The sequence below is a fragment of the Helicobacter valdiviensis genome, assembly GCF_003245365.1.
Classification (GTDB): domain Bacteria; phylum Campylobacterota; class Campylobacteria; order Campylobacterales; family Helicobacteraceae; genus Helicobacter_D; species Helicobacter_D valdiviensis.
This window is the reverse complement of the sequence record NZ_NBIU01000121.1, coordinates 1-571: the sequence shown is the minus strand read 5'-3', so window position 1 is coordinate 571 and position 571 is coordinate 1. Positions and strand designations below refer to the sequence as shown.

Genomic DNA, 571 nt, shown 5'->3' with positions numbered 1-571 from the left:
GGAACTCCTTTATCTGTTAGAGAACCACTAATAAGCTCTTGTAAGATTACAAATTCTCCATTGACTTTCTTTTGGGATAAAGAACCCTTTACACTTACTACTTTAGTGCAAGGATAGCTTACACCTGCTATGGTATTAGGACAACCTGTTATGCTAGAGTTTAATAAATCACTCTCTAGCATTAGAGGAATATTATTATCTTTAAAGGATTTTCCTTTACTTGATTGAAGGATAACTTTACCCCCATGGATACATTCTAGGTTTTGATTTTCTAAAAGAGCATGAAGAGTGGCTATGCTTTGTTTTTTATTTACTTGTGTGCTTTCTTGCTCTTTAAGAGTGTTTAAGCTTAAATCTTTGTATTCTAAGCTTTGCTTATTTAAGCATTCTAGTTTAATATTTAAAGAGTTTTCTAGTATAGAATAATTAAGTAAGCAAAGCTCATCATTTTTATAAAAGATAGCAAGTCTTCCTTTACCACTGCTTTCATCACTAGGGGAAAAATAATAGCTAGGTTTATCTTGTAAAATATTTCCTTCTTTATTGGGTTCTCCAAAGTAAAAAGAATTAT

Annotated in this window: 1 pseudogene; it reads right to left on the bottom strand. The window is 31.0% G+C overall.

What is annotated here, in order from left to right:
* Positions 1-571, bottom strand: a pseudogene (locus tag B6S12_RS10830) (hypothetical protein); the annotation flags it as partial.